25 protein-coding genes are annotated in these 26,932 nt (G+C 67.2%); 13 read left to right on the top strand and 12 right to left on the bottom strand.

The annotated features are described in order from the left end of the window. Positions 1-268: 268 nt before the first annotated feature. Both VFG33_RS02805 and VFG33_RS02800 read right to left on the bottom strand, forming a co-directional pair. Positions 269-1,378, bottom strand: coding sequence for a branched-chain amino acid aminotransferase (locus VFG33_RS02805; RefSeq protein WP_325022033.1), 1,110 nt, complete (start codon positions 1,376-1,378; stop codon positions 269-271). 37 nt (positions 1,379-1,415) lie between these two features. Then, positions 1,416-2,672, bottom strand: coding sequence for a helix-turn-helix domain-containing protein (locus VFG33_RS02800; RefSeq protein ID WP_325022031.1), 1,257 nt, complete (start codon positions 2,670-2,672; stop codon positions 1,416-1,418). Between the two features lie 192 nt (positions 2,673-2,864). Between VFG33_RS02800 and VFG33_RS02795 the strand changes: the two genes are divergently transcribed. Together VFG33_RS02795 and VFG33_RS02790 are read left to right on the top strand one after the other, a co-directional pair. After that, positions 2,865-3,179 (top strand): hypothetical protein, encoded by a 315-nt coding sequence (locus VFG33_RS02795; protein WP_325022029.1) that lies wholly within the window; start codon positions 2,865-2,867, stop codon positions 3,177-3,179. A gap of 125 nt (positions 3,180-3,304) precedes the next feature. After that, a complete protein-coding gene (locus VFG33_RS02790) occupies positions 3,305-5,080 on the top strand; it encodes a chitinase (protein WP_325022027.1) in 1,776 nt (591 codons plus the stop codon). An 80-nt stretch (positions 5,081-5,160) separates the two neighbouring features. Here the strand turns inward: VFG33_RS02790 and VFG33_RS02785 are convergent, their stop codons facing one another. Together VFG33_RS02785 and VFG33_RS02780 are read right to left on the bottom strand one after the other, a co-directional pair. Further along, positions 5,161-5,571 carry a hypothetical protein gene (locus tag VFG33_RS02785; protein ID WP_325022025.1) on the bottom strand — a complete coding sequence of 137 codons (411 nt, stop codon included), beginning with the start codon at positions 5,569-5,571 and terminating at the stop codon, positions 5,161-5,163. After that, on the bottom strand, positions 5,568-6,077 hold the full coding sequence (locus VFG33_RS02780) for a SigE family RNA polymerase sigma factor (RefSeq protein ID WP_325022023.1): 510 nt from the start codon (positions 6,075-6,077) through the stop codon (positions 5,568-5,570). The genes VFG33_RS02785 and VFG33_RS02780 overlap by 4 nt, the downstream gene beginning before the upstream one ends. 174 nt (positions 6,078-6,251) lie before the next feature. Between VFG33_RS02780 and VFG33_RS02775 the strand changes: the two genes are divergently transcribed. From VFG33_RS02775 to VFG33_RS02755, 5 genes are all read left to right on the top strand, one after another. Next, positions 6,252-6,443, top strand: a complete 192-nt coding sequence (locus VFG33_RS02775) for a dihydrofolate reductase family protein (RefSeq protein ID WP_325022021.1) — start codon at positions 6,252-6,254, stop codon at positions 6,441-6,443. Positions 6,444-6,497: 54 nt separating this feature from the next. Next, on the top strand, positions 6,498-6,818 hold the full coding sequence (locus tag VFG33_RS02770; protein WP_325022035.1) for a dihydrofolate reductase family protein: 321 nt from the start codon (positions 6,498-6,500) through the stop codon (positions 6,816-6,818). 110 nt (positions 6,819-6,928) lie between these two features. Then, on the top strand, positions 6,929-8,590 hold the full coding sequence (locus tag VFG33_RS02765) for an NAD(P)/FAD-dependent oxidoreductase (protein WP_325022019.1): 1,662 nt from the start codon (positions 6,929-6,931) through the stop codon (positions 8,588-8,590). Next, positions 8,590-10,047: an ATP-binding protein gene (locus VFG33_RS02760; protein ID WP_325022017.1), complete on the top strand. Its 1,458-nt coding sequence runs from the start codon at positions 8,590-8,592 to the stop codon at positions 10,045-10,047. Before VFG33_RS02765 ends, VFG33_RS02760 begins: the two co-directional genes overlap by 1 nt. A 52-nt stretch (positions 10,048-10,099) precedes the next feature. Continuing rightward, entirely contained in the window at positions 10,100-10,399 is a 300-nt protein-coding gene (locus VFG33_RS02755; RefSeq protein WP_325022015.1) for an ArsR/SmtB family transcription factor, read from the top strand. A gap of 5 nt (positions 10,400-10,404) precedes the next feature. Here VFG33_RS02755 and VFG33_RS02750 read toward each other — a convergent pair whose 3' ends face one another. Together VFG33_RS02750 and VFG33_RS02745 are read right to left on the bottom strand one after the other, a co-directional pair. Further along, complete coding sequence (locus VFG33_RS02750) at positions 10,405-11,340, bottom strand: sugar kinase (RefSeq protein WP_325022014.1); 936 nt, start codon at positions 11,338-11,340, stop codon at positions 10,405-10,407. Beyond that, complete coding sequence (locus tag VFG33_RS02745; protein ID WP_325022013.1) at positions 11,333-11,956, bottom strand: bifunctional 4-hydroxy-2-oxoglutarate aldolase/2-dehydro-3-deoxy-phosphogluconate aldolase; 624 nt, start codon at positions 11,954-11,956, stop codon at positions 11,333-11,335. The genes VFG33_RS02750 and VFG33_RS02745 overlap by 8 nt, the downstream gene beginning before the upstream one ends. 176 nt (positions 11,957-12,132) lie before the next feature. Between VFG33_RS02745 and VFG33_RS02740 the strand changes: the two genes are divergently transcribed. Further along, the gene (locus VFG33_RS02740) at positions 12,133-13,968 is read left to right on the top strand and encodes a LamG-like jellyroll fold domain-containing protein (protein ID WP_325022011.1); all 1,836 of its coding nucleotides are present in this window, start codon (positions 12,133-12,135) and stop codon (positions 13,966-13,968) included. Between the two features lie 41 nt (positions 13,969-14,009). Here the strand turns inward: VFG33_RS02740 and VFG33_RS02735 are convergent, their stop codons facing one another. From VFG33_RS02735 to VFG33_RS02720, 4 genes are all read right to left on the bottom strand, one after another. Further along, positions 14,010-14,840, bottom strand: a complete 831-nt coding sequence (locus VFG33_RS02735) for a hypothetical protein (protein WP_325022009.1) — start codon at positions 14,838-14,840, stop codon at positions 14,010-14,012. Next, positions 14,834-15,979, bottom strand: coding sequence for a galactonate dehydratase (gene dgoD, locus VFG33_RS02730; protein ID WP_325022007.1), 1,146 nt, complete (start codon positions 15,977-15,979; stop codon positions 14,834-14,836). Before dgoD ends, VFG33_RS02735 begins: the two co-directional genes overlap by 7 nt. Further along, the gene (locus tag VFG33_RS02725) at positions 15,976-16,662 is read right to left on the bottom strand and encodes a FadR/GntR family transcriptional regulator (RefSeq protein WP_325022005.1); all 687 of its coding nucleotides are present in this window, start codon (positions 16,660-16,662) and stop codon (positions 15,976-15,978) included. Before VFG33_RS02725 ends, dgoD begins: the two co-directional genes overlap by 4 nt. 70 nt (positions 16,663-16,732) lie before the next feature. Then, on the bottom strand, positions 16,733-17,455 hold the full coding sequence (locus tag VFG33_RS02720; RefSeq protein ID WP_325022003.1) for an SDR family NAD(P)-dependent oxidoreductase: 723 nt from the start codon (positions 17,453-17,455) through the stop codon (positions 16,733-16,735). Between the two features lie 143 nt (positions 17,456-17,598). Between VFG33_RS02720 and VFG33_RS02715 the strand changes: the two genes are divergently transcribed. From VFG33_RS02715 to VFG33_RS02695, 5 genes are all read left to right on the top strand, one after another. Further along, positions 17,599-18,876: an ABC transporter substrate-binding protein gene (locus VFG33_RS02715; protein ID WP_325022001.1), complete on the top strand. Its 1,278-nt coding sequence runs from the start codon at positions 17,599-17,601 to the stop codon at positions 18,874-18,876. Between the two features lie 95 nt (positions 18,877-18,971). Next, the gene (locus VFG33_RS02710; RefSeq protein WP_325021999.1) at positions 18,972-19,826 is read left to right on the top strand and encodes a carbohydrate ABC transporter permease; all 855 of its coding nucleotides are present in this window, start codon (positions 18,972-18,974) and stop codon (positions 19,824-19,826) included. After that, positions 19,823-20,647: a carbohydrate ABC transporter permease gene (locus tag VFG33_RS02705; RefSeq protein WP_325021997.1), complete on the top strand. Its 825-nt coding sequence runs from the start codon at positions 19,823-19,825 to the stop codon at positions 20,645-20,647. Before VFG33_RS02710 ends, VFG33_RS02705 begins: the two co-directional genes overlap by 4 nt. Continuing rightward, the gene (locus VFG33_RS02700) at positions 20,644-22,671 is read left to right on the top strand and encodes an alpha-galactosidase (protein WP_325021995.1); all 2,028 of its coding nucleotides are present in this window, start codon (positions 20,644-20,646) and stop codon (positions 22,669-22,671) included. The genes VFG33_RS02705 and VFG33_RS02700 overlap by 4 nt, the downstream gene beginning before the upstream one ends. Before the next feature lie 33 nt (positions 22,672-22,704). Further along, positions 22,705-24,780: an NPCBM/NEW2 domain-containing protein gene (locus tag VFG33_RS02695; protein ID WP_325021993.1), complete on the top strand. Its 2,076-nt coding sequence runs from the start codon at positions 22,705-22,707 to the stop codon at positions 24,778-24,780. 77 nt (positions 24,781-24,857) lie between these two features. Here VFG33_RS02695 and VFG33_RS02690 read toward each other — a convergent pair whose 3' ends face one another. Both VFG33_RS02690 and VFG33_RS02685 read right to left on the bottom strand, forming a co-directional pair. Beyond that, positions 24,858-25,643 carry an alpha/beta fold hydrolase gene (locus VFG33_RS02690; RefSeq protein WP_325021991.1) on the bottom strand — a complete coding sequence of 262 codons (786 nt, stop codon included), beginning with the start codon at positions 25,641-25,643 and terminating at the stop codon, positions 24,858-24,860. A 121-nt stretch (positions 25,644-25,764) separates the two neighbouring features. After that, the gene (locus tag VFG33_RS02685) at positions 25,765-26,625 is read right to left on the bottom strand and encodes a DUF3626 domain-containing protein (protein WP_325021989.1); all 861 of its coding nucleotides are present in this window, start codon (positions 26,623-26,625) and stop codon (positions 25,765-25,767) included. Positions 26,626-26,932 lie beyond the last annotated feature (307 nt).

Genomic DNA, 26,932 nt, shown 5'->3' with positions numbered 1-26,932 from the left:
CCCGCACGATCCCGTCGCCCACGGACAGGTAGTACTTCACCAGATCGAGCTTGGTCTCCCCGCGCGCCGCGAAGTACACCCGCTCCGGATTCGAGATCCGAACGGTCCGCTCACCGATCTCCAACTCAACCGCCGGAGACTTCGCCTTGCCCTTGGCCTCTGCCATGCACGCCAACCTAACCTCCCCCACGGACATCCGGCAGCCACCACAGCCGCTTGCGTCCGAAGAACTAGCGGGACGTCCCTCCAGTTCTTCGGACGTCAGCGGTCAGGCGAGGCGGGTCAGCCAGCCGCGGGGGTCGGGGGTGCGGCCGTACTGGAGGTCGAGGAGGGATTTGCGGAGGGTGGCGGTGACGGGGCCGACGCCGTAGTCGACGGAGTGATCGCCGATGGTGAGGTCACCGTCGGACCAGGCGAGGCGGCCGATCGGGGTGATCACCGCGGCGGTGCCCGAGGCGAAGACCTCCGTGATCTCGCCGCTGCGCAGGCCGTCGCGCCACTCGTCGGCGGAGATGCGCCGCTCGTCCACCTCATGGCCGAGGTCCCTGGCGAGGTCAAGCACCGACGCCCGGGTGACGCCTTCCAGGATCGAGCCGGACAGTTCGGGCGTGACGATCTTGCCGTCGGCGTACACGAAGAACAGGTTCATGCTGCCGATCTCTTCGAGCCAGTGGCGTTCCACCGCGTCCACGAAGGCGACCTGGTCGCAGCCGTTGGCGATCGCCTCGGCCTGGGCGGCCAGGCTGGCTGCGTAGTTGCCGCCGCATTTCGCCGCACCCGTCCCGCCCGGTGTGGCACGGATCGACGAGGTGGTCAGCCAGATGGAGACCGGCTTGGGGCCGGTGTCGAAGTATGGGCCGGCCGGGGACGCTATGACCCCGAACAGCACCTCCCGGGCGGGCCGGACGCTCAGCGCGGCCTCGGTAGCGATCATGTACGGCCGCAGGTAGAGGCTGGTCTCACCGGTCTCGGCTTGGGGAACCCAGGACTCGTCGACCGTCACCAGTGCGCGCAGCGCGGCGACGAAGTCCTCCTCCGGCACCTGTGGCAGGGCAAGCCGCGTGGCGCTCCGGCTGAAGCGAGCGGCATTGACCTCCGGGCGGAAGCCCCAGACCGAGCCGTCCTCGTGCCGGTAGGCCTTCAGGCCTTCGAAGATCTCCTGCGCATAGTGCAGTACGGCTGCTGCCGGGCTCACCTTGAGGGGCGCGTAGGCGGTCACCTTCTGGTCGTGCCAGCCACGGTCGACCGACCACGAGGCAACCACCATGTGGTCGGTGAAGGCCTGTCCGAAGCCGGGCTTGTCCAACACGGCCGTCCGGGTCTCTGTGGTCGCCGGATCGCTCCGCAACTCGAGGCCGAAGTCCCACGCGTCTGTCACTGCCGCTCCCCGATTAGGTCCTGTCACCCTCGGCACGCTACCCCTGCGTCCAGGCAGAACTCGACCCGCTGCCCACAGTGCGGCCGAAGTACGGCCTGCGCTTCAGCAGCTCGCGATAGTCCCGCACTGCCGGCCGCCCAAGCTCCCGACCTTGTACTGCGAACAGCACGCGCCCGGCCGCGTCGTACAGGGACTGCGTGTGCCACCGATCCTCGAGCTCGACCAGTACGCGCATCGCGGTCGCGAGCCCGGCAGCAACCTCGCCGTCGAGGACCAGGCACTGCGCCAACTGCAGCTCGAGCTCGGCCCGCTCCCGGAGGTGCTCGCCCGGGCAGAGCGTCAGCGCGCGGTCCTGCGCGACGTACGCGGCCGGCGTATCACCGAGAGCCGTGTAGACGAAGCTCTCCAACCCATGCACCTCGTACTGCGCCCAGCCGAAGAGCGAGGTGGCTCCATCCTCCTGCGCAGGTGGCTCGTCGAAGCAGGCAAGGAGCTGGCGCAAGGCCTCCCTGGCCTCGGTCTCGAGCTCGAGCGAGGCCAGAACCTTGGCGCGAGCAGCAAGGGCCCGCCCGATATCGCGCGGCTGAGCAACAAGCGTGAGCCCCTGCTCGGCCAACTCCAGCAACTCGGGCAGTGGTCGCTGCTCGGACAACCCGCTGATCGACTCCCAGCTGCGAACCCGGCCGCCGATCCAGCCCTCGGCAGAACTGTCAGCTGTCGACCGGGCGGTCCGCCACCAGCGTGCTGCCGCCCTCATCCGACCTACAGCCGTAAGGGACATAGCGATCATGACTGCGAGCTCGGCAGCGGGAACGGCCAGCTCTGTGGAACCCGCGGCAGCCGAGGCGCGAAGGAGCTGGAGGTCGGCGGCCAGCTCGGGCAGGAGCTCGGCCGCTGGGGTAGTGGGGAAGTCCGCTGCGTGGCCCGCCACCACCGCACTCCACTCCTCTACCTCCCGTACCTGACCGAACGAACCGGCCACTCCGTGGCGGACTGCCTCCAGCACGTCCACGCCCGCGGACAGAGCCGGCACCGGCGGCTGCACGCTCGGCGGAGCGGCCGGCCCGGGCGTCCTGGCCGGCCGGGCCCGCTCGTAGGCGCTGGTCAGGGCGCTGCCAGTGCCCAGCTCCCGGTCGCAGAACTGGGCGAGATGAGCGGACCCGGGGCGCTGGCCACGCTCCACCTGGGACAGGTAGCTGTGGTCGTAGCCCACCCGGGCCGCAAGCTGCCGCAAGCTCAGAGCGGCCGCCTGCCGGGACCGCCTCAACTGCACGCCGAACGCTGTCTCAGCCACAGGATCCTCCCCCGGTCGAGCTGCGGGTGGTTGCGGTGCGTGGTGGGAACGCTACAAGGGCCTACCGACAGAACACGCTGCAGCGGCGGCCGACCCAGCTGTAGAAAGCTGTGGGCTGTTTGGACAGCCCACAGATCACACCTGGTGGGTCAGGGGCCCGGCGGTGAGGCTTCAAGGGTGGACCGACAGGGCATGACACAGCAGGGGCCGCGCTCCTTCCTTCTGGTGCGGCTCCCCACTACCGGCGTGGTAGCAGAGGGGGTCGAGTGGTCCGACCGGCAGGTGACCCTGCGCTGGTGTGAGCAGGGGCTGTCCTCCGCTGTCTCGGTCTGGGAGGGCGGCCTCGAGGCGGTCCTGGCGGCTCACGGCGACGATGGCGCTACGAGAGTGCAGTGGTTCACCGGCCCTCAGCCCGAGGCAGCCGGGACATGGCTGCCGGCCGCAAGCCTGGACGGACGGTGCGTGCGGTGCGGCCGGATCTGGCCCTGCCTCGGCTGCGGCCCGTGAGGCTGTCGCCTGCTCGAGCCCGGCGTCGGCTTCCGGACAGGGTCGGATGTCCGCCAGGGCGATGCATTGACCAGCAGTTTCGGAACCTCTCTACTTAATGCACCCCAACCGCTGGAGGTCCGCCCATGCGTTCTCGGTGCTTTGCCGCGGTCACCGCGCTCCTGCTGCTCGTCGCCGGCCTGGTCACCGGTGCTTCGACGGCCCAGGCAGCGAACCTGCTGACCAACCCTGGGTTCGAGGCCGGCTCGGTGAGCGGTTGGACGTGTTCCGGTGGCTCGGTCGTCGGCAGCCCGGTCCGCACCGGGAGCTTCGCGCTGAACGGTGCGGTGTCGGCCTCGGACTTCGCCCAGTGCAGCCAAACGGTCGCGGTGCAGCCGAACACGGCGTACACGCTGTCGGCCTGGGTGCGTGGGGCGTACGTCTATCTGGGCGTCACCGGCGGTGCCTCGACGTGGACGCCCTCTGCCACTGGCTACACCCAACTGACGGTCGCCTTCACGAGTGGAGCGAGCCAGACGTCCGCACAGATCTACCTGCACGGCTGGTACGGCCAGGGCGCCTACCAAGCCGACGACGTCAACCTGGACGGCCCCGGCGGTAACCCACCGACGGGAGCCCCCGGTGTCCCCGGAAGCCCTTCTATCACCAGTACTACGAACAGCGCGATCTCCCTGGCCTGGGGTGCATCCACCGGCACCGTGACCGGATACCGCATCTACGAAGGCACCAGCGTCGTGCAAACAGTCACCGGTACGTCGGCGACGATCTCGGGGCTCCCCACCTGTACGAGCCACAGCTACTCCGTAGCGGCGTACAACGGGAGCGGTGAATCCGCGAAGTCCTCAGCAGCCTCGGGGACCACCACCGGCTGTACGACTACCGGGCTGCCCAAGCACGCGCTCATCGGCTACCTGCACGCAAGTTTCGCCAACGGCTCCGGCTACGTCCGGATGGCCGACGTCCCGAGTGCGTGGAACATCATCAACCTCTCCTTCGGCGAGCCGACGTCGGTGACGTCGGGCGACATCCGGTTCAACCGCTGCCCGGCCAGCGAGTGCCCGAACGTGGAGAGCGAGGCCGACTTCATCGCCGCGATCCGCGCCAAGCAAGCAGCCGGGAAGAAGGTGCTGATCTCGATCGGCGGCGCCAACGGTCAGGTCCAGCTCACCACGACCGCGGCCCGGGACGCCTTCGTCAGTTCGGTCGGCTCGATCATCGACCGCTACGGCCTCGACGGGCTGGACATCGACTTCGAAGGCCATTCGCTCTACTTCAACGCGGGGGACACCGACTTCCGCAACCCGACCACGCCGGTGATCGTGAACCTGATCTCCGCGCTGAAGACCCTGAAAGCGAAGTACGGCGCGAAGTTCGTGCTGACGATGGCGCCGGAGACATTCTTCGTCCAGGTCGGCTATCAGTTCTACGGCGGCTCGAGCGGTGGCGACAATCGGACCGGCTCCTACCTGCCGGTGATCCACGCGCTGCGGGATTCGCTGACCGTGCTGCACGTCCAGGACTACAACTCGGGTCCGGTGATGGGTCTGGACAGCCAGTACCACAACATGGGCGGCGCCGATTTCCACATAGCGATGACCGACATGATCAAGGCCGGCTTCCCGGTGGCGAACACGGGCCAGACCTTCCCGGGCCTCCGGGAAGATCAGATCGCCTTCGGCCTGCCGGCCGCCGTCAGCGCCGGGAACGGCTACACCGCCCCGGCGGCCGTGCATCAGGCGCTCGACTGTCTGGTGAAGGGTCAGAACTGCGGCGGTTACAGCCTTCGCGGCGGGGCTTCGCCGTCATTCCGCGGCCTGATGACCTGGTCGATCAACTGGGACCGCTACTACAACTGGGAGTTCCAGAACAGCCACGCCCCGTATCTTGCTGCCTTGCCCTAATCAACCCCTGCTGACTGCAGCCCCCGGCACCAATTGGTCGCCGGGGGCTGCAACAGCCGTCACGGGAATGGCAGGTGTTTTTATCGACCAGGTGTTGCCGGCGGCACGGTAGCCGGTACCGGCATGGATGTCGGCGTCACAGTCGGCGGCACGGGCGTAGTCGCCGTTGCGGTCGGTGGCACGGGCATGGATGTGGGCGGCACGGTTGGCGGTACCGCCATGGATGTCGGCGGCACCGGCACCGGCACCGGCGCTGTTGCCGGTGGTGGAGGTGTGGATCCGTTGGTGGAGGCGGCGACGGCCGAGATCGTCACGCCGGTGGCGGCCACCGCGAACACCGCGGCGGAAACCACCTTGAGGGTGGTCCAGCGACGCAGTCGCCGCTGTCCACCATGCAGCACCCCGGCCAGCGGTAGCTGGCTCGGAGCGTCGCTCCGGTCGCGCCGGAATAGTGATCGCATTTGTTCCTCGAGCTCCTTGTCATCTGTCATCGGACAGCCCCCTGCAGTTCGAACTCCGTCGTTTGCCGTATTGCCCGGATCGCCGCGGATGTGTGCGCCTTGACCGTTCCCTGGGCGCAGCCCATCACCGCCGCCGTCTCGCTGACGCTCAGGTCCTCCGCGAAACGGAGGATCAGGACCATGCGCTGGCGCTTGGGTAACCGGCTCAGCGCTCGAGCCAGGTCGATACGATCGTCCGGCGCCTCGTCGACCGTCTCCAGGACGCCGAAGGTCGGGTCGTCACTCGGCCGCTCTCGCCGGCGCCACATCCGCCTGGTCTCACTCAGGTACATGTTCAGGATCGCCTTGCGGACATAGGCGTCCGGACTGTCCGCCGCGGTGACCTTGGGCCAGACCACGTACAACTTTTCCAGGCTCTGCTGGACGAGATCCTCGGCGAACTGGCGATCGTTGCACAGCAAGTACGCCGTCCGAAGCCAGTGGCGCTGCCGGGCGACGACGAACTCGACGAAGTTCTCCCGCGATCTGTGGGGCATGCCCTATAGACGCGCCCGACGCGCCATTCGGTTTAGCGGGCGCCTCGGCGAGGCGGCTGACAGGGCTGCAGGCTCTCAACGAAAGATGTGTGGCCGGGATGTCGAGGCCGGCGTGGTGGCTCCGTCTCAGGGGTAGATGCGGCCGGCGTGGCCGCACGGAGCGGAAGGGCAGCCATGCGAAAACTGATAGTCCAGCAGTGGGTCACCGTCGACAACATCGCCGCGGAGGAGGACGGCGGGCTCAGCTTCGTGTCAGGGGAGCCCTTCTCCGAGAAGACCAACCCTGCGTTCAAGGCGAGCATGATGAGGTTCATCGACTCGATCGACACGATGATTCTCGGTGCGAATACCTACGCCCAGTCCTAGGACTACTGGCCGTACGCCGACGAGCAGGGCGAGTACGGCGAGTGGCTCAACAACCTGACCAAGTTCGTCGTCTCGTCGAAGCTGGATGACGCCCCCTGGGGCGACTTCCCCGCCGCGACCGTAACGCGCGACCCGGTCGCCACCATCCGGGAGCTCAAGGAGCAGAGCGGCAAGGACATCTGGCTGTGGGGGAGCTTGAAGCTCATGCACTCCCTGCTGGACGGCGGCATCGTCGACGAAGTCCGGATGCTGGTCTGCCCGGCGTCCCGCGGCAAGGGAACGCGCGTTTTCGAGGATGCGCAAGACCTGAAGCTGGTCGAGGCCACCTCGTTCGAAAACGGCTTGGCGCTTCTGCGCTACGAGATCGAGAAATAGGCGGAAAGTCCGCTCTTCCGCTACCGGCTACGCCGTGGGCCAGTGAGCGGGGACTGCGGTTGTGGATCAACGGTGCCCAAGAATTCCCCGACCGCTGGTATGAAGGGAGTATGCCAACGTCATCTGTCCGCCCGGTGATCCTGACCGTGGACGACGACCCGGGCGTCTCCCGGTCGATCGCCCGCGACCTTCGCCGCCGGTACGGCGAGGAGAACCGGATCGTGCGGGCCGAGGCCCCCGACCAGGCCCTGGACGCCCTGAAGGAACTCAAGCTGCGGGGCGAGCCGGTCGCCGTGCTGCTGGCCGACTACCGGATGCCGGGGATGTCCGGGATCGACTTCCTCGAGAACGCGATGGAGCTGTTCCCGCTCGCCCGGCGGGTCCTGCTGACGGCGTACGCGGACACCGATGCGGCCATCCAGGCCATCAACGTGGTCGACCTCGACCACTACCTGCTGAAGCCCTGGAACCCGCCGGAGGAGAAGCTCTACCCGGTGGTCGACGCGATGCTCGATCTGTGGAAGTCGACCCCGGAGCCGTCCACCGACGAGACCCGGGTGATCGGCCACCGCTGGTCGGCCCCGTCCTTCCAGGCCCGCGACTTCCTCGCTCGCAACGCGGTGCCGTTCCGCTGGCTCGGCGTCGACGACGAGGAGAGCAAGCGGCTGCTCGATGCCGCCGGGATCGACGGTTCCACGCTGCCGGTGATCATCACGCCGGACGGCACGGTCCTGGTCCAGCCGTCGGATGCCGACCTGGCGGACAAGGTCGGGTTGTCGACGCACCCGACCGAAGAGTTCTACGACCTGGTCGTGGTCGGCGGCGGACCGGCCGGGCTGGGCGCTGCCGTGTACGGCGCGAGCGAGGGTCTGCGTACCGTCCTGATCGAAGAGGTCGCGACGGGTGGTCAGGCCGGTCAGTCGAGCCGGATCGAGAACTATCTCGGCTTCCCCGACGGAGTGTCCGGAGCGCAGCTCACCGACCGGGCCCGCCGGCAGGCGGTCCGCTTCGGGGCCGAGCTGCTGACCGCCCGCCAGGTGGTCGGGCTGGAAACGATCGGGTCCGCCCGGCGGCTGCAGTTCTCCGACGGCACCGAGATCTCGGCCCACTCGGTGATCCTGGCGACCGGCGTCGCCTACCGGACCCTGCAAGCACCGGGGGTGGATGACCTGTGTGGCCGGGGGATCTACTACGGCTCGGCGACGACCGAGGGCCCGGCCTGCGCCGGCCAGGAGGTCTACATCATCGGCGGCGCGAACTCCGCCGGCCAGGCCGCGGTCTACTTCTCGAGGCACGCCGAACGCGTGCATATGCTGGTAAGAGGTCCCTCACTCGAGGCGACCATGTCGTCGTACCTGATCGATCAGATCGACGGCATCGACAACATCGAGGTCCACACCTGCACCCAGGTCGTGTCCTGCAAGGGATCCGACCACCTCGAGCGGGTCACGCTGACCAACAGTGCGACCGGTGAGAGCAGGGAGGTGGACACGGAATGGATGTTCGTGTTCATCGGCGCGGCACCGCGGACCGACTGGCTGCCTGGTGACCTGCTGCGCGACACCCGCGGGTTCGTGCTGACCGGGCCGGACCTGCACGGCAAGCCGCCGGGCTGGTCGCTGGAGCGGGAGCCGTACCACCTGGAGACGAGCATGCCGGGCGTCTTCGCCGCGGGCGACGTCCGGGCCGAGTCGGTGAAGCGAGTCGCCTCCGCGGTCGGCGACGGAGCGATGGCCGTGACCTTGGTGCACCGATACCTGGAGATGCTGTGATGACTGCCGCAGTGGAAGAGCCGCGACGGATGACTCGCGACGAGCTGCGCACCCTGTTCCTGTTCGAGAGCCTGACCGACGAGCAGCTCGACTGGCTGGCCCGCGAGGGCCACGTCACCAAGGTCGACGAGGGCAAGGTCTTCAGCGAGGGCGACGAGGCCACCTGCTGCTACGTGCTGGTCTCCGGCGGGCTGCGGATGTGCAAGCTGTTGCAGGGCGAAGAGGTCGAGATCAACCGGACCTCACAGCGCGGCGTGTACGCCGGTGCGTTCAACGCCTTCTTCGGCGCTGACGACCGGAAGGGCTACACGGCCTCGATGTACGTGCTCGAGCCGTCGGAGTTCTTCGAGATCGACGCCGCCACGATGGCGACGATGATGAACGCCTGGTTCCCGATGGCGGTGCACCTGATCGAGGGCTTCGTGATGGGGATGCGCCGGACCAACGAGACGATGGGGCAGCGCGAGCGGTTGCTGGCCCTCGGCTCCTTGTCGGCCGGCCTCACGCACGAGTTGAACAACCCTGCCGCCGCAGCCGTCCGGGCGGTATCGACGCTGCGGCAGCGGGTCGCCGGGATGCGGTCCAAACTCGCCATGCTTGCCGATGGCACCCTTGACACCACGAAGCTGCACCAGCTCGTGGCGATCCAGGAGGCGGCGGTCGAGAAGGTCGCGAAGGCTCCCGAGCGCTCGCCGCTGGAGCTCAGCGACGCCGAGGACGAGCTGTCCGACTGGCTGGACGAGCACGGGGCGAGGGGCAGCTGGGACGTCGCGCCGGTGCTGGCCGCGGTCGGGCTGGACGTGGCGTGGATGGAGGAGGTGCTGACCGCCGTCGGCCCGGAGTACCTCGAGGGCGCGATCCGCTGGCTGATGTACACGATCGACACCGAGTCGCTGATGAACGAGATCGACGACTCGGTGACCCGGATCTCCACCCTGGTCGGTGCGGCCAAGCAGTACTCGCAGATCGACCGGTCGCCGTACCAGGTGGTGGATCTGCGGGAGTTGCTGAAGTCGACGCTGGTGATGATGTCGAACAAGCTCCAGGGCATCACGGTGGTGAAGGACTTCGATCCCGAGCTGCCGCCGATCCCGGCGTACGCGGCCGAGCTCAACCAGGTGTGGACGAACATCATCGACAACGCGGTCGGCGCGATGAACGGCTCCGGCACCCTGACGCTGCGAACCAAGCGCGACGGCGCGTACGCCGTGATCGAGATCGGCGACACCGGCCCCGGCATCCCGGCCGAGATCCGGAACCGCATCTTCGAGCCGTTCTTCACTACCAAGCCGATCGGCGAGGGCACCGGCCTCGGCCTGGACATCTCCTGGCGGATCATCGTGAAGAAGCACCACGGTGACCTCCGGGTCGACTCCCAGCCCGGTGACACCCGGTTCAAGATCGTGCTCCCACTGAACCCCGAAAACGAGATCGAGGCCCAGGCCGACCTCAGCTGACCTCCGATAAAGCATCAGTGGTTGGTGATGCTTTGTAAGATATCATGACTCCATGATGAGTAGACGGGACGCGGCTGCTTCGCAAACCTCCCTGATGCTGGAGGTCGGGAAGGCGCTCAGTTGCGAGAACAGGCTCGCGCTCCTGGTCGCCTTGGCCGATCGGCCTGCGACGGTGAGTGACCTCGTCGGAGTGACTGGCACCTCGCAGCCCAACGTCTCCAACCACCTGGCGTTGCTGAGGGCGGCCAGTCTGGTCAAGTCCGAGAAGTCGGGCCGCACGGTCCAGTACGAGCTCGCCACCCCTCAGGTCGCCGATCTGGTGCACGCACTGGTCGCTGTCGTCGATTCCTGACGGGATCAGCGCAGGGCGGTGCCGTGGGCGTGGGTCAGCAAGGTGAGGTCGGCGCGGGTCGGGAGGGATTCCCAGTCGCCGTGGGCGCCTACACAGAAGGCTCCGCAGGTGGTAGCGCGGGTCAGGCGGGCCTCGGGTGGGAGGCCGTCGAGGGTTGCGGAGAGGTAGCCGGAGACGAACGCATCGCCGGCGCCGATGCTGTCGACGACTGTGACCTGCAGGGCCGGCTGATGGAGCGCACCCTGGGGTGAATGGGTCCACGCGCCCTTGCCGCCGGCTGTCACGACCACCTCGTCGACACTTCCCGCCAGCAGGTCCGCGATGGGTTCGGCCGTGTCAGTGAGGATGTCGAGCTCGTCCTCGGACGCGAAGATCGTCTGCACGAACGGCAGCAACTCCCGCAGAGCCGAAGCCGCGTCGGCCCGCGACCACAGCCGCGCGCGATAGTTGACGTCCAGCGAAACCCGAACCCCAACAGCAGAAGCAGCCTGTACTACGGACGCCGTCGCCGCGCGAGCGCTGTCCGAGAGGGCCGGGGTGATTCCAGTGACGTGAAGCAGGCGAGGTGTCGTGGCGGTGAGGGCGGCTGCGCACTCGTCGGCGGTGAGGGTGGAGCCGGCCGAACCGCGGCGGTGGTAGCTGACCCGGGTGATGTCGTGGGCCGGTTGATCGAAGGCGATGAAGCCGGTGAACGAATCGTCGGCGAACCGGACGCGGCTGGTGTCGACGCCCTCGGCCCGCAGAGTCCGGCGGATCAGCTGCCCGGGCTCATCGTTGCCCACGGCACCAACCCAGGTGACCACGTGCCCGAGCCGAGCCAGCCCGATCGCCACGTTGCTCTCGGACCCCGCCACTGACAGTTGCGCCTCTCCACCCATCCGGAGTGCAGCACGAGAACGAATCGAAACCATCGCCTCGCCAAGCGTCAGCACGTCAGTCATCGGCGACCGCCCGGAGGAAGTCGGCGGCTCGGGTGGCGAGGGCGGATTGAGGGCCGCCGGTGCCGGCATCGCCGAGGAGGGGGGAGCCGATCCCTACCGCGAAGGCGCCGGCCGCGAGGTACTCGGGGGCGGAGGCGGCGTCGATGCCGCCGACAGCGATCAGTGGTGCGTCCGGCAGGGGAGCGCGGAGTTCGCGAAGGTACCCCGGTCCGTGGAGCTTCGCGGGGAAGATCTTCACCGCGAGCGCTCCGAGATCGAGAGCTGCGACGACCTCGGTCGGGGTCAAGGCGCCACACAACAGCGGTAGGCCGAGCTCAACGCTCCGGTGCGCACCGCGAGTGATAGCGGGCGTCACGACGAAGCCGGCTCCGGCCGCCGCGACCTCGTCCGCCTGAGCAGGCGTGACGACCGTCCCCGCGCCGATCAGGACCGAGGCGTCGAACTCCGACCGGGCCTTCGCGATCGCCTCCGCGCCGCCCGGTGTCGTCAGTGACACCTCGAGCGCGGTGATCCCCGCGGAGACCAGGGTTCGGATGCACTCCAGCGCCCGGTCGGGTCCGTCGGCCCGGATGATCGCCAGCACCTTGCGCCGGCCCAGTTCCGCAAGCAGGTCCACAGCAGTTCTCCCTCACCAATGAGACTTCACCGTATTGCACCGCCGCTGGGCGGGCATTGAATCGATCCAGACGTGGGACGTGGGATGTTTAAGGTTTGCCACCCAGGTTTGTGGATAACTTACGAGGTAAGCAACCCGCCCCGTTGTTTACTTTCAGCTCGAAAGGCAGGCCCCTCATGCCCCGAGTACTCCGCCTCCTCGCGGCCACCCTCGCCATCCCACTGCTGATCACCGGCCTCTCGACCGTCGCGCCATCACAAGCAGCCCCGATCGCCGAGCCGGCTGCCGTCACCCAGACCGTGCTCTTCAACAAGGGCGACTACGGCTACGGCTGCTACCGGATCCCCGCCATCGTGAGAGCCGGGAACGGCGACCTGCTCGCCTTCGCGGAAGCCAGGAGAGCCTGGTGTGCCGATTCGCAGGAGATCGACCTGGTGATGCGCAGGTCGACGAACAACGGCGTCAGTTGGGAGCCGCAGGTGACGGTGTTGTCCGGCACCGACAGCAATCCCGCCGCGGTCGCGACCCGGGGCAACCCGACGCCCATCGTGATGTCGTCGGGCAAGATCGTGCTGCTGTCCACCTTCGATCCAGGGACGACCAGTCGGCCGAGGACGCCGTACCTGCAGACCAGTACGGACAACGGCCATACCTGGAGCAAGGCCAGGAACATTGGCGCGCAGATCGACGACCCCAGCTGGGGCTGGTACGCGACCGGACCCATGCACGGCATTCAGTTGACCCGTGGAGAGCATGCGGGTCGCTTGGTGGCCGGGACCAACTACGACGTCGGCGGCAAGGGAGCCGGACAACTCATCTACAGCGACCCGGCCGACGACGGCGAGGTCTGGCACAAGGGAGCGACAGACCTGCGCACCGACAGTATGGTGCCGCAGGAGATCAGCGTGGTCGAGAAGGTTGACGGCGGCATCTATGCCGGTGCCCGCAACAACGGTGCGGCGACCGGCACCAGCAGCCGGGCCTTTGCCGTCAGCAACGACGGCGGCGAGACCTACGCGACGAAGTACACGACCATCGCCGGCCTCGTCACCCCGATTGTGCAGGGATCCCTGCTCCGCCTGAGGGCGACGGATCAGGGTGCGAAGTACAACCGGATCCTGTTCGCCTCCCCGGCCGACCCGGAGCGTCGCAGGTACATGACGATCAGGTCCAGCTATGACGAGGGCAAGACCTGGGAGACCGCTGCCAACGGCTACCGGATCACCAGTGACTGGTCCGGCTACTCGGACATGACCATCATCGGCACCGGGGAGATCGGCCTGCTCTACGAGGCCGGCACCGTCGACGCCCGCGACCAGATCCGGTTCGCGAGGTTCTCGGAGACTGACATCGGTCACCCGGATGCGCCGCTCGGCACGACGACTCCGGACGTCTCCGGCTTGGGCAACAACGGCTACCTGCGGGGTGGTACGACGTCGGTGGTCGGCAAGTTCGGTCAGGCGCGGGACCTGGACGGCGTGGACGACGCGATCCAGTTGCCGTTCGCGGAAACCCTTGCGCTCGGATCCGGTGAGTTCACCGCGATGAGCTGGATCAAGTACGGCGCCAGTACCGCGAACCAGGCGATCTTCTGGGGCTACAACATGAACGAGTTCTCGCAGTTCTGGTTGCGTGCCGAGCCGGCCGACAGCCGGATCCGGGGCCTGATCACGACCAACGGCCAGACCACGGTCGTCGCGACCACCAAGGCCTACAACGACAACGCCTGGCATCACGTCGCTCTGCAACGCAAGGGCGGCACCCTGTCCATCTGGGTCGACGGCGCCCAGGTCGCGACGGCCACCAACACGCTGGCCACGACTTCTGTGAGCCCGGGACGCCCGTTCAAGATGTACGTCGGTCAACGGCTCGACGGACTGCATCACTTCGATGGATCCCTGGACGAGGTGCGCATCTACAAGCGCGCGATCACCTCGGCCGAACTGAACAGCATCCGCACCAGCAACGTCACGACAGTCCCGAACGCCGTCCTCGACCTCACCCTCGGCTGAGCTTGAGGACGAGGTCGGTGGGCCGGGGGAGCGGTTGAGCATTAGCGTGCGGCCGGCCTGGCGGTGATGACGAGCCGCCAGGTCAGCTCACCTGACGCCGGAACGACGGCCGCATCCCCCGGCCCGCCCTCGGCGAGATCGAAGACCCGGCCGAGCATCGGCTCCACGCCGAGACTCCGGTACGGCGCATCCGCCGGGAACCCGCCAAGGTTCCGCCAGACCGCCGTGGAAACTGGTTGCTCAGGGCAACTCAAGTCGAACGACAACTCCAGCCCGCGATCCCGTACCGACACGACCGGGCAGTCGAGCAGCACGGCGCCCACTGCAGTACCGTCATCGGCCGCGTAGGTGTCCAGCCCAGACGGCCAGGCGGTTATCAGCGGGGGAGCGGGGTCGGGGTAGAGGCGGCAACTGGTGCCCGCCGGGGCGGTCAGTGTGGCTCCGACGGCGCAGTCGAGCAGTGCATGAGCGGCCCAGATGAAGCGATAGCCGGCCGGTGCGATCAGCCGGTAGTCGACCCACACCGTGGCCGGTTCAGCAGTTTCCGGTACGGCGCCCCCGGTGAACCGCCGCAGCAGCACGGCCTCCCCGTACTGCGCGACGTCCCAGTCCTCGTCCTCGTCGAGTGAGGACCAGGGCTGGTTCCACAGGCCGCCATGATCGGGCCACCCGCGCACTGTCGGGAAGCACTCCTCCAGCCCGCCGACATCGACGTACGAGGTCATGCCCGCCCGGGGACCGCTGACCAGTCCTGGTCCGGACCACAACCACTCGCGACCGGCCAGCTGGAGCGACGTCCAGCGACCACCGTCCTCGAGATCGACCACAACCTCGTTGACCGGGAGCCCGTCGACTCCGGGCTCACTCACCATTCCGCGAAGGATCCGTCCTCTTGCGTCCAGACCGGGTTCCGCCAGGCGTGGCCCTTCTGATCGGCTGCCCGGACCGCGGCCTCGTCGACGGTGATGCCCAACCCTGGCAGCGGATTCCACTCCGCGTGCCCGTCGACCCAGGTGAACGGCGCCGGATCCGTCAGGTACGAGGTCAGGTCGCTGTCAACGTTGTAGTGGATCCCACGACTCTGCTCCTGGATCAGGAAATTCGGCGTCGCGAACGAGACCTGCAGGCTGGCCGCCAGCGAGATCGGCCCCAGCGGGCAGTGCGGCGCGAACAACGCCCCATGTGTCTCGGCCAGTACTGCGATCCGCCGCAGTTCGGAGATCCCACCGGCGTGCGAGACGTCAGGTTGCACCACGGCAACCCCCGCATTCAGCGCGGGAACGAACTCCGACCGGTTGTAGAGCCGTTCTCCCAGCGCCACAGGCACAGTGGAACTACTGACCACCTCAGCCAGGTGATGCAGATGCTCCGGCAGCACGGGTTCTTCGACGAAGAGCGGATGCTGGTCCTCGACGGCATGCAGGATCCGCCGCGCGCCGGCGACCCCGACCCGGCCGTGCAGGTCGATCGCCACGTCCCGCGAGTCACCCAGTACGTCGCGAGCAGAGGCCAGCCGATCGACGATGGCGTTGATCTCGGCCAGCGAGGGTGACGGCTGGAACCGTCCGCCCGCGTTCATCTTCACCGCGGTCATTCCGGCCGCGACCTGCTCCGCCACCTGGTCCGCGATCTCGGCCGGCTCGTCACCCCCGACCCACGCGTACACCCGCGCCCGGTCCCGCACCCGGCCGCCGAGCAACGAGGCGACGGGCGCTCCGTAGTACTTGCCCGCGATGTCCCACAGGGCGTGGTCGAGTCCGGCGACGGCGCTGCTCAGCACCGGCCCGCCGCGATAGAACCCGCCCTTCGACAGGATCTGCCAGTGCCGCTCGATCTGCAGCGGGTCCTGGCCGGTCAGGTACTCCGACAGCGTCTCGATCGCGGTTCGCACCACCTCGGCACGTCCCTCGACCACGGGCTCACCCCACCCGACCACGCCATCGCTCGTCTCGACCCGGCAGAACAGCCAGCGGGGCGGGACCAGGAACGTTTCGATCCGCTCGATCTTCACGCCCGGCCCCGGACGTCGGACAGGTCCTCAGCGGCCTTGGCCAGCAGTTCTCGCATCGCCAACTCGGCTCCCTCGGGGTCCTTCGCCCGTACTGCGTCGACGACGCGCCGGTGGCTCGGCACGGGATCGTCGGACGGCTTCACCCGATGCACCAACCGGTCGCGATCGGCCAGACCGGTCTCCATCACGACCTCCATCCTGGTGAGCAACTCGTTGCCGGTGGCAGCGAGCAATGCCTTGTGGAACGTCAGATCCGCCTCGACAGCGTCGAGATCGTTGGTTGCCGAGGACATCGCTTCCAACGCCGCATCGAGCGCTCGCAGGTGCTCCTCACCAGCCCGTACCGCGGCCAGCCGGGCGGCGGCTGGTTCGACGATGCCGCGCACCTCGTGGAGTTCCTCGAGCAACTGGGGACGCACATCGTCGTCGAAGTGCCAGCGAATCATGTCCGCGTCGAGCAGGTTCCAGTCGGACCGCGGCCGGACGAAGGTGCCACGCTTCTGCCGCGCATCGACGAGCCCCTTGGCGGTGAGCACCTTCAGCGCCTCACGTACGGCGGTCAGGCTGACCCCGAGATCCGCCTGCAGGTCGGGCACGTTGATGGTGGACCCCTCGGGGATCTGCCCGGACAGGATTCGCTGGGCCATCACCTCGACGATCTGCCCGTGCAGTCCCCGTGACATCCCGCGTTGTATCCCCGTCACCCGCGCCACTCCGCTCTGGTCGTCTGCCGAATCCGAGTATCCCGTGCCATCATGCCGAGTCCTTGACCGCTGACCAGCCGCCGTCGACGACCAGGCTGGCGGCCGTCACGAACGAGGCCTCGTCCGAGAGCAGGAACGCCACGGCGGTCGCCACCTCGTCCGGTCGCCCGAGCCGGCCGACCGCCGTCGCACGGGCGCTCTTGGCCTTGCCTTCGGCCGTCACGCGGTCCCAGGAGGAAGTGTCGACCGGGCCGGGGATCACGGTGTTCACCCGGATCGATCCGCCGTACTCGACGGCCAACTGCCGGCCGAGTGCCACCAGTGCGCCCTTGGTCGCGGCATAGGCCGGATGACCGGGGATCCCGGCGAGCGCATGGACCGACGACACCAGTACTACGGATCCGCCGCGCGCCGACAGTTCGGAGTACAGGGTCTGGAAGCCGAGGAACGCGGCGGTCAGGTTCACGTCGAGCTGGCGCTGCCAGGAACTCGGGGAGAGTTCGTGCGCGGGGCTGACCTCGATCGTGTAGGCGTTGCTGACGAGTCCGTCGATCCGGCTGAGCTCGTCGCGTCCGCGCGAGAGCACCTCGGCCCAGGTGTCGGTGGACGCCACGTCGCCGAGGACCGTGATCGAGCGGCCCGGAACTTCCTTGCAGGGATGAAGATCGACCTGCACGACGGAGGCGCCCTCGTCCAGCAGCCGCTGCACACAGGCGGCGCCGATGCCGGTCGCGGCGCCGGTCACCACGATCACGCGTTCAGCCAGACGCATGGGTCCTCCGATCTCTCCGAAGCTAGTTGACCACATGACACGAATTGTTCGTAATTTACGAATTAATATTGACACGCCTCCCGGACCGGTTGCAAGATCCTCGGCAGAACGCACCACCCAATCGATCTCAGGAGTTGTGGGGCATGGCAGCTGATCGGCGGACCTTCCTGAAGGGCCTCGGAGTGCTCGGGGCCGCGGCCCTGGTGCCCGGGTGCGCTACCTCGACCTCGGGCAGCGGTAGTAGTGGCAGCGCGGCAACTGGTGAGCTCGCGCTGCAGTCGAACCTCTCCTCGGAGCAGGCCAAGGCCGCGATGGAGAAGCTGGTCGAGGCGTACAACAAGACCGGCGGCAGCACGGTCAAACTGAACACGGTCGCGTCCGAGATCTTCCGCACCCAGTTGCCGACGTACCTGACCTCGGCCAACCCGCCGGATGTCTACACCTGGTACGCCGGGTCGGTGGCGAACTCCTACGCCAAGAAGGATCTGCTGCTCGACGTCAGCAGTGTCTGGGACAGCATGAAGAACTACCCGGCCTCGATGCAGACGCTGTCCACCAGCGAGGCCGGCCAGAAGATCTTCGTGCCGACCAGCTACTACTGGTGGGGCATGTTCTACCGCAAGTCGAACTTCGCCAAGTGGGGGGTGACCCCGCCGAAGACGTGGGAGGAGTTCCTCCAGGTCTGCAAGACGATCCAGAGCAAGGGAGTCCCGCCGATCGGCATCGGCCTGGGCGACACCCCGTGGGTCGCGTCGGCCTGGTTCGACTACCTGAACATCCGGATCAACGGCGCGCCGTTCCACCGCCAGTTGCTGGCCGGCGAGGGCCGCTTCGACGACCCGAAGGTGAAGGCGGTCTTCACCAAGTGGCGCGAGGCGTTGCCGTACTTCGATCCCAAGGGCAAGTCGTTCCCCTTCCAGGAGGCGACGACGGCGTTGCTCGGGGGCAAGACCGGGATGTTCCTGATCGGCACCTTCTTCGCCGACTCCGCACCCAAGGACGCGCTCGACGACATCGACTTCTTCCAGTTCCCGATCATCGACCCGGCTGTCCCGGTGGCCGAGGAGGCCCCGACCGACGGCTACTTCGCCAGCAAGAAGGCGAAGGATCCCGAGGCGGTCAAGAAGTTCCTCACCTGGCTCGCGACGCCCGAGGCCCAGGAGCTCTACGTCCAGAGCTCCTCCGGTACGGCGATCCCGGCGAACCCCGACGGTAAGTCCGCGGACACCCCGTTGGTCAAGAAGGGCAAGGCGATGGTCGAGAGCGCGAAGGAGCTGACACAGTTCTTCAACCGTGACTCGAGCGACGCACTGCAGCCGACCGCGGACGCCGCACTGACCAAGTTCCTGGACAAGCCGGACCAGATCGACCAGATCCTGAAGGACTGGCAGGCGGCGGCCGAGAAGGTATTTAAAGCGTGACCTCGACAGCGGTCGAACGAGTGTCTGATTCGCCGCCCGGTCCACCGCCGCGGCGGGGGACTCGGGCGCGGTCGGGCGAGCGACGCCCCTGGCGAGTGTCGCCGCTGATTCTCGCGTTCGTCTTCATTCCGTTCGCGATCGAGGCTGTGTGGGTGTTCTGGCCCGCCCTGCAGGGGTTCTGGCTCTCGCTGACCAGGTGGGACGGTCTGTCGGCGCCGACGTTCGTTGGCTTCGGCAACTTCCAGGACATGTTCTCAGATCCGATCTTCAAGACGGCTCTGAAGAACACCGCGATCTGGTTGGTGTTGTTCGGCGGCCTCAGTGTCATCGGCGGGTTCGGGATGGCGCTGCTGCTGCAGAAGGAACGCCGCGGTGTCGGCATCTATCGCGCCGCGCTGTTCACCCCGGTGGTCTTCTCGCTGGTCGTCACCGCGCTGATCTGGCGCGTCTTCTACCAGCCCGACGGCCTGGTCGACTCCGTACTGCGAACCGTTGGCCTGGGCAACTTCATTCGGCCCTGGCTCGCGGATCCCGACACAGCCTTGTATGCGGTGATCCTGCCGGCGTTGTGGCGGCAGATCGGCTACGTGATGGTGCTGTACCTCGCCGGGCTGAAGGCTGTCGACCCCTCTTTGTACGAAGCCGCGCGGATGGATGGTGCTTCGGCCTGGCAGCGGACGCGGTACGTCACGATCCCGCAGTTGAAGGGTGTGAACGCGGTCGTGCTGTCGGTGATCGTGATCGACTCACTCCGGTCGTTCGACATTGTCTGGTCGATGACCAGGGGCGGTCCGTACCACTCGTCCGAACTGCTCAGCACGTATATGTACTCGACCGCATTCCAGTCCACCCAGCTGGGCTACGCCTCGGCGATCGCGGTGATCATCTTCGTCCTCGCGCTCGCTGTGATCCTCGGCTATCTGATCCGCGCCTTCCGGGAGGAGACATGACGAACCGTTTCAAGACGTCGGGATACCACCTGGCGATGGGGCTCGTCTCGTTTCTGTGGATCGCGCCGATCCTGTGGGTGGTGGTGATCTCGTTCCGCAGCTTCGACGACGTGGCTGCCAATGGGTTGGGGTCGTTGCCGCACTCGTTCACGTTCTCGACGTACAAGTCGGCGTGGGAGGACGCGGATGAGTTCCGGGCGCTGATGAACTCCCTGCTGGTGACGATTCCGGCGGTGATCCTGAGCCTCGGGCTCGCCTCGACCGCGGCGTACGGGCTGTCCAGGTACAACATCCCGTACCGGCGGACGGTGTTGCTGCTGATGTTGATGGGCAACCTGCTGCCGCCGCAGATCCTGCTCATCCCGATCTCGCGGTTCGTGGAACTCACTGGGTACTACGACACGTTGTACGCGTTGATCGCCGTGCACGTGGGGTTCGGTCTGGGCTTCTACACGTTCGTACTGCATGGGTTCATGCGGGACCTGCCGAGGGAGATCCAGGAGGCAGCGACGATCGACGGCGCCGGTCCCGGGAAGATCTATGCCAGCGTCATCCTGCCGCTCACGCGGCCCGCGATGGCGGCGTTGGGTGCGTTGTCGTTCACGTGGATCTTCAATGATCTGCTCTGGTCGATCACGGTGATCCGGTCCGGCGAGAAGATGCCGGTCACGCCGGCGCTGCTCGGTCTGCAAGGACTGTTCGTCTCGTCCTGGAACGTTATCGCAGCCGGCACGGTGATCGCGGCGGTTCCCACCCTCGCGGTGTTCCTGAAGTTCCAGAAGCACTTCGTCTCGGGCCTGGCGATCGGGGCGGTCAAGTGAGCCAGTGGACGTTGCGCGGAGCAACGACGTCGTACGTCGTCGAGGTCCCGGACCACGGCCAATGGGCCGCGCTCGCTGCCTGGGGGGCACACGCAGTCGCCGAAGGCCCGTCCACACTCCCACCCACCGGCACCGAACACTTCATCCCCCGAGCCGACCTCGAGCCCCTCGAATACGCCACCCGAGGAACCCGCTACACCGCCCCAACAGAACTCACCGTCACCGCCCCCGACGGCTCCGACGAACTCCGCCCCACCTTCACCGGCGCCACCCAGACCACGGACGGCCTGGACCTCGCGTTTGTTGATGTATTGCGGTCGCTCCGCCTGGTCCTGCACTACCGGATGCCGGCCGGGCTGGATGTGGTTGAGCGGTGGGTGTCGGTCCACAACGACGGCGACACCGAACTCACTCTGCACCAGCACGACTCGGCTGCCTTTGTGGTGCCGACCGAGAACGGTGCCGTCATCAACTACCTCTGGGGTGAGTGGAACAGCGAGTTCCAGCAGGCCTCGATCACCCTCCGCCGCGGCCGGTTCACCATCGACAGCCACCAGGGCATCACCGGCCACTCCTACTCACCCTTCCTCTCCGTCTCCGACAGCGAAGACCCCAGTACTACGTGGGGCGTCCAGCTGGCATGGTCCGGCTCGTGGCAGATGAGCGCAGACGTCGACACGACCGGGCAGACCCGGATCCAGGCGGGCCGGGCTCCCTCCAGCCTCGGCCTGCGCCTCGCACCGGGATCCTCCTGGGTCTCCCCGCTGGCCGTCGGCGCCTGTAGCTCCGAGGGATCAGCTGGTTTGGCCCGCGCCTTCCACGCCTATCAGCGATCGCTGGCGGGGGAGCGGCTCGACCTGGAGCGGAAGGTGCTCTACAACTCCTGGTTCGCGACCGAGTTCGACGTCCACGCGGACCAGCAGCTCGAGCTGGCGCGCAAGGCTGCCCGGGTCGGCATCGAGACCTTCGTGGTCGATGACGGCTGGTTCACCGGACGCGTCGACGACACCGCCGGCCTCGGCGACTGGGAGGTGGACCCGGCTGCCTTCCCCGACGGTCTTGGCTCGTTCATCGCCGACCTCAAGGACCTCGGTCTGGGGTTCGGCCTCTGGATAGAACCGGAGGCAGTCAGCCCGGGATCGGAGCTCGCCGCCAAACATCCCGAGTGGATCCTGAGGACGGCCGGCCGCGACCCGCTGCTGATTCGCAACGAGCTCCTGCTCGACCTCAGCCGGGATGACGTCGCCGGCTGGATCTGGCAGACCCTGGACCACCTGCTGTCGTCGTACGAGATCAGCTATCTCAAGTGGGACGCCAACCGTGCGCGGCTCGACGCGGGCGACCAACGACGGGACCTCGACGGCGCAGTCGTCACCAATCTCTACAAGATTCTCGACCGTCTCCGCGCGGACCATCCTGACGTCTTCGTCGAGGGCTGCGCCGGCGGCGGAGCCCGGGTCGACCTCGGTATGGCGGCGCGGGTCGACACGCTCTGGCCGAGCGACAACACCGCTCCGCTGGACCGACTGAAGATCCAGCAGGGCTTCCTGACCGGGTACGCGCCGCACCTGATGAGTTCGTGGGTGACAGATGCCGAAGGCACCCATGACGGTCGCGAACGGTCGCTCGGCTTCAGGTTCCACGTGGCGATGGCCGGCGGGCTGGGGATCGGCGCGGACGTGTCGAAGTGGACCGATGATCAGCTGGCGACGGCGGCCCGCCACGTGGCGCAGTACAAGACCATTCGCGATGTAGTTGCGCATGGCAAGGTTTATCCGCTGGCCGACGGTGTGCAGTACGTAGTCGCCGATCGATCGGTGGTGTTCGTCTGGAACACCGGTGATGGCAATGTCCGCGGCACTCTGCCGACGCGACCCCGGAGGATCCCGCTGGCTCAGCTGGATCCTGCGAAGAACTACCGGGTGGGAACCGAGGTCCACCCGGGCAGCTATCTGCTACAGGTCGGCGTCCACTGGGACGACACGACCGACTCGAACTGCCTGGTAGTCGAGGCCCTCGACTGACCCGTTCCGTCCCTGGCAGCAAAGGATGACGACGTGAAACGATTGTCCGCCCTACTCGGCGGCCTGATCGCCGCGGTCCTGGTGACCGCTTCGATCGCGGCCCCGGCCTCCGCAACCCCGACCACCACAACGACACCACAAGCTCCGGTGATCAGTCCCACGCCGTACATGGGCTGGAATACCTACTACGGACTCGGTGGTGATTTCACCGAGACCACGATCCGTTCGGTCGCGGACTCCCTGGTCAGCCGCGGCCTCAAGAAGGCCGGCTACGACATCGTCTGGCTGGACGGCGGCTGGCAGGCCGACCAGTCCCGCAGCGAGGCCGGCGACCTGGTGCCGAACCCGGCCAAGTTCCCGAACGGTCTCAAGCCGCTGGTCGACTACATCCACAGCAAGGGTCTGAAGGCCGGCATCTACACCGACGCCGGTCCGTACATCCCGGGCAAGTGTGGACTCGGCAGTGGCGGCTACTACCAGCGCGACGCCGACCAGTTCGCGGCCTGGGGCTTCGACGCCGTCAAGGTCGACTACCTCTGTGGCATCGCGGCGAACCTCGACCCGAAGACGGTCTTCACCGAGTTCGCCCAGGCGCTGCGGAACAACGCGAGCCACCGGCCGATGATCTTCAACCTCTGCAACCCGGTCACCTCGCCCGACTGGGGCAACTATCCGGAGTCGCAGCAGTCGATCTTCTCCTGGTCGTACGCGCCGGGGATCGCGCAGTCCTGGCGGACGTACACCGACGTCGGGTTCCAGGGCGATATCAAGTTCAAGGACGTCCTGCGTAACTACGACGCGAACGCCAAGCACCCCGAGGTCGTCAAGCCCGGCGCGTTCAGCGACCCGGACTACCTGGCTCCCGAGCTCGGCATGTCCGACGAGGAGTTCCGCAGCCAGCTGACTCTGTGGTCGGTGGCGGCGGCTCCGCTGATCCTCGGCAGCGACGTCCGCAAGCTCAGCGCGACCACCATCGGCATGCTCACCGACCCCGACGTGATCGCGATCAACCAGGATCGCGCCGCGGTCCAGGCAGTGCGCGTCGGACCAGCCGGTACTACGGAGACGTGGGTCAAGCGGCTCGCCGACGGTGGACGTGCGGTCGTGCTCCTCAACCGGGGCGACAGCGCGAAAACCCTGACTGCCAAGGCGTCCGACGTTGGTCTGAGTGGGTCCCGCTTCACCCTGAAGAACGCCTGGACCAACGCGGTCACCGAGAGCACCGGCACCATCAGCGCCGCCGTTCCCGCTCACGGTACTGCGCTGTTCCGGGTCGAGCCGGCTCGCGGCCTGCCCGGGATCCCGCACGTCACGGCGGGGATTCCGCAGGTCACTCAGATCGGCACTCAGGTGCTACCCGAGGGGACCGCACCGGTGGTTGCCGGGGGCGACGAGCTCAGGGCTGAGGTTGCCGTCCGCAACGACGGACTGCTGCCCGTCTTCAAGCCCGCGATCACCCTGGCTGCGCCCGCTGGCTGGACCGTGACTCCGCTGAACAAGGCGCCGATCCTGCTCGCGGGCGGCCAGAAAACCACCTTGGCCTTCAAGGTGAAACTCCCGGCCGTCGCAGCTCCCGGCAATGCCACCTTGACCGCGACCACGGCGTACGACGTGATCGGGCACGGACGCTTGCGCCAGGCAACTGTGTCACCGGTCGTAGTGGCTCCGGCGCCGCCGGACGGGGAAGCAGCGTTGTCGCACCACCCGTGGATCGTCGCGACCAGCGGCTGGATGTCGCCGACCGTCGACGAGAGCGTGGGCGGCGGATCGCCGATCAGCCTGGTCAGCCAGACCTATCCGACCGGCATCGGGGTCGCCTCGCCTTCGCAGGTGCGGTACTACCTCGGCCAGCAGTGCAGCCGGTTCACGGCGACGGTCGGGATCGACGACGCAGTACGGAATGTCGGTCCGGAGGGTGGCACGTCGACCTTCCAGGTGGTCGGTGACGGCAAGGTGCTGTACGACAGCGGCACCGTCGACCGGGACAACCCGAAGCCTGTCGACGTGGACCTGACCGGCGTACGGGTTCTCGACCTGCTGGTCGGGGACGCGGGTGACGGCGGCTACAACGACCGCGCCGACTGGGCGGCACCCACCGCAACCTGCTGACGCTGATGGAGAGGGTGGTGGCCGGCGCGAAAGCACCGGCCACCGCTCGCTCTACGCCTCATCCAGAATCCCGTCACTCATGCGGGTGACTCCGCTGGATCAGGCGCGCGGCGGATCGGGAAGACCGTCGGGACGGGCTCGTTAGTGAGGAAGTCGACGAGGAGGGCGTTGACCAGATGGGGCTTCTCCTGGGTGACGAAGTGGGAGGTGCCGGGGACGATCGCTAGCTCGGCGTTCGGGATCGCCTCAAAAGTGTCGACCATGTGGCGGGGCGTCACCAGGTCGTCGTCGGCGAACATCACCAAGGTCCTGGCGGTGACCGCGCCGAGCTGCGATGCCTCCAGGTTCGGCTCGTTCTCCACCAGCTTGCCGATCTTGGTCGCCATCACCGGGAAATGCTCCTCACCGTCCGGCGACACCTCGCCGTACGCCGGGCCGAGGAGCTGGGTGATCCCCTCGACGTCCCATTCCGCGTCGGGAGCGGCCTCACCCGCCTTGTTGAATCCGCCACTGATCAGCACCAGCCGCTTCACCAGGTCCGGCCGCTGCATCCCGATCAACATCGCGACGATCGCGCCGTCGCTGTGCCCGACCAGATCGGCAGGCTCGCCGACTACTGTCTCCAGGAACGCGACCGTGTCGTCGGTCATCAGCTGATAGCTGAGCGGCCCCTCGACATCCGGCGTATGCCCATGGCCGCGCCGCTCCGGCGTGTACACATGAAAGCTCTCCACGAGCGGCGCGAGATTCGGCTCGAACCACCGCGCATCCACCAGCCCACCGTGCAGCAGAACCAGCGGATCCCCCTTGCCGTGCTCGTCGTACCACGTCTTCACAGCCCCGAGCTGTACATACCCGCTCATCCTGAGCTCCCCTCCTAGTCACCACTTGCGCGCAAGCGACCCCAGCCCGGTCTCACGAGCCCCGGACACTCGACGTCGCTCTCCGTAGCGTCGAACCTCTGCGATCCGCGCCTGCTCTCCGTCATCTAGACCTCCTCGGAGGTTCACCCGAGGTGCCGAACCGGGCCAGGCAGTGCCACACCCGCTTCAGATCCTGCGCGCCGTACCGGCCGAAAGCCATAGCGTCGCCGATCACCCGAGGTGTCAACCATCCATTCACGGCAATCTCGGCACCGAGGTCGACGTACTGCTGACCCCTGTACTCCGGATGCCGAGGGAGATCATCGACCGCCAGCCTGAAGCCGTGATGCCACTCCACCGGGCAAGGTAGACGCCTGGCCGTTGTCTCGACCGCGGTCCCTCGATAGCTCGGATCCAGCACCAGCGCCTCGACATCACGGTCGAGACGCACTGACCCATGGACCTGCGCCTCGATGTAGTCGTCCAGAGCATCGCGTTGGTCGGCCTCGGCGAGCTCGATCAAAGACATGCTCGCCGCCACCGCGAAGTTCACCGGCTCGAAGTGGCTGTCGGGATAGCCGAAGGTGGTCCTGGGGAGGACGTCGGCGGCCAGCCGAAGATGCGCCGAGCCGAAGCGTGGTGCCGCGCCGACTGGCTTATGGCGGAAGTTCAGCGCGCCGTACACAGGCCGCACGTGCTCGGGGACATCGTCGTACGCGCCCCCGAAGATCCTGCTCTCCCACCGCCACCGATCTCCGTCGGGGTGCGCGGTCAGCCCGCCGTTGCTCGTACCGGTGGCGAACTGAGAAAGGTAGAGACCGCTGGTGGCCAGCGCGTCCAGGATGTGAATCCCACGGTCGACGCGGTCGGGGTGGAAGTTCAAGGTCACCCGTAGCGCAGCGTTCAGCGGTGGGCCGGTGGACAGCCCGGCGACGTGCTGCAAAGCTCGCTCACTCGGCGACGGCGTGCTGTCGATAGGCACCGACGGATGGTAACGGCCCGACCTGGGTTCGACTATGGTTGCGTCGGCTCATTGGGGCTGTGGTTGCGTCCGGTGCATTGGCAGTGTGGTTGCGCGGTCTCCGCTGCGGGAGTGTGCTAGTCGACGTGGTGGGTGTCAAGGGCGCCTCTGGCGTCGCCTTCGGCGATCGAACAAGTTCGACCCTTGACACCCACCACGTCGACCAGGGAAGGACGCAGCTACGCGGATCCGCGCTGACGTGTGAGCAGCATCAGGGGATTCCGTCGCCCGGGTGGTTTCGGTGGGTTCTGTGGGTCCGGGTGGTGGG

Origin of the sequence: Kribbella sp., from assembly GCF_035687465.1 — a bacterium.
Taxonomy (GTDB): domain Bacteria; phylum Actinomycetota; class Actinomycetes; order Propionibacteriales; family Kribbellaceae; genus Kribbella.
Note: the sequence above shows the minus strand (reverse complement) of the source record. Positions and strands in the feature narration are given on the sequence as shown.

What these genes read in the sequence shown, in the direction of transcription:
- VFG33_RS02795 (WP_325022029.1), top strand. Translation starts at nt 2,865, where the DNA reads ATGACACAGCAGGGGCCGCGCTCCTTCCTTCTGGTGCGGCTCCCCACT.
- VFG33_RS02790 (WP_325022027.1), top strand. Translation starts at nt 3,305, where the DNA reads ATGCGTTCTCGGTGCTTTGCCGCGGTCACCGCGCTCCTGCTGCTCGTC.
- VFG33_RS02785 (WP_325022025.1), bottom strand. Translation starts at nt 5,571, where the DNA reads ATGACAGATGACAAGGAGCTCGAGGAACAAATGCGATCACTATTCCGG.
- VFG33_RS02780 (WP_325022023.1), bottom strand. Translation starts at nt 6,077, where the DNA reads ATGCCCCACAGATCGCGGGAGAACTTCGTCGAGTTCGTCGTCGCCCGG.
- VFG33_RS02775 (WP_325022021.1), top strand. Translation starts at nt 6,252, where the DNA reads ATGCGAAAACTGATAGTCCAGCAGTGGGTCACCGTCGACAACATCGCC.
- VFG33_RS02765 (WP_325022019.1), top strand. Translation starts at nt 6,929, where the DNA reads ATGCCAACGTCATCTGTCCGCCCGGTGATCCTGACCGTGGACGACGAC.
- VFG33_RS02760 (WP_325022017.1), top strand. Translation starts at nt 8,590, where the DNA reads ATGACTGCCGCAGTGGAAGAGCCGCGACGGATGACTCGCGACGAGCTG.
- VFG33_RS02755 (WP_325022015.1), top strand. Translation starts at nt 10,100, where the DNA reads ATGATGAGTAGACGGGACGCGGCTGCTTCGCAAACCTCCCTGATGCTG.
- VFG33_RS02750 (WP_325022014.1), bottom strand. Translation starts at nt 11,340, where the DNA reads ATGACTGACGTGCTGACGCTTGGCGAGGCGATGGTTTCGATTCGTTCT.
- VFG33_RS02740 (WP_325022011.1), top strand. Translation starts at nt 12,133, where the DNA reads ATGCCCCGAGTACTCCGCCTCCTCGCGGCCACCCTCGCCATCCCACTG.
- VFG33_RS02735 (WP_325022009.1), bottom strand. Translation starts at nt 14,840, where the DNA reads ATGGTGAGTGAGCCCGGAGTCGACGGGCTCCCGGTCAACGAGGTTGTG.
- VFG33_RS02725 (WP_325022005.1), bottom strand. Translation starts at nt 16,662, where the DNA reads ATGTCACGGGGACTGCACGGGCAGATCGTCGAGGTGATGGCCCAGCGA.
- VFG33_RS02720 (WP_325022003.1), bottom strand. Translation starts at nt 17,455, where the DNA reads ATGCGTCTGGCTGAACGCGTGATCGTGGTGACCGGCGCCGCGACCGGC.
- VFG33_RS02715 (WP_325022001.1), top strand. Translation starts at nt 17,599, where the DNA reads ATGGCAGCTGATCGGCGGACCTTCCTGAAGGGCCTCGGAGTGCTCGGG.
- VFG33_RS02705 (WP_325021997.1), top strand. Translation starts at nt 19,823, where the DNA reads ATGACGAACCGTTTCAAGACGTCGGGATACCACCTGGCGATGGGGCTC.
- VFG33_RS02690 (WP_325021991.1), bottom strand. Translation starts at nt 25,643, where the DNA reads ATGAGCGGGTATGTACAGCTCGGGGCTGTGAAGACGTGGTACGACGAG.